Here is a 787-nt window from a genome sequence, read left to right on the forward strand (position 1 = left end):
CTTTAATGCATGCCGTTGAAAAATACGGCACACTACGTGACAGGGCAATGATTATTTTTATGCTTCATACTGGCCTTCGTTCAATGGAAGTGTGTGATGTTCAAATAGAGGATGTTATCATGAGAAAAAGAGGCGGCTATGTTGTTGTTCGATCTGGAAAACGAAATAAACAGAGGGAAGTGCCTTTGAATAGTACAGCTCGTTGTGCACTAGAAGAACATATCAGATTAAGTGAGATTTCACAGAGTTATTTGTTTCCTTCTTCTAAAACAGGAAAACGCCTACAAGAAAGAGCGATCCGCCATATTCTTCAGAAGTATATTAGACTTGCAAAGTTAGAAGGATTTAGTGCCCATGATTTAAGGCATCGCTTTGGTTATGTGATGGCTGAACGCACACCATTACATCGTCTTGCACAAATTATGGGACACGATAACTTGAATACCACGATGATTTATGTAAGAGCTACACAAGAAGATTTACAGGGAGAAGTAGAAAAGATTGCCTGGAACTAAAGAATGCACATTATCCTACTCATTTGGTCATGTGATACAAAATAAGAATTGTAACAGGAGGAACAAGGGTTATGCCTGTAGATTTTTTAACACCTGAACAAGAAGAAAAATATGGTTGTTTTTGTGACACTCCAACATCAGAGCAGTTAGCAAAATATTTTTGGTTAGATGATACAGACAAAGAACTGATATGGAATCGTCGTGGAGAGCATAATCAACTTGGTTTCGCTGTTCAATTAGGAACCGTTAGGTTCTTAGGAACATTTTTATCT

Annotated in this window: 2 protein-coding genes; both read left to right on the top strand. The window is 37.7% G+C overall.

The window, feature by feature from the left end:
* Positions 1-515 (top strand): tyrosine-type recombinase/integrase (locus tag ACCC84_RS23515; protein WP_371902422.1); only part of this gene is annotated, 515 nt, incomplete at its 5' end.
* 71 nt (positions 516-586) lie between these two features.
* Positions 587-787, top strand: a 201-nt coding sequence (locus ACCC84_RS23520; RefSeq protein ID WP_371902423.1) for a DUF4158 domain-containing protein, incomplete at its 3' end; no start/stop codon positions are given.

Origin of the sequence: Serratia odorifera (assembly GCF_041448735.1) — a bacterium.
GTDB classification, from domain to species: domain Bacteria; phylum Pseudomonadota; class Gammaproteobacteria; order Enterobacterales; family Enterobacteriaceae; genus Serratia_F; species Serratia_F odorifera.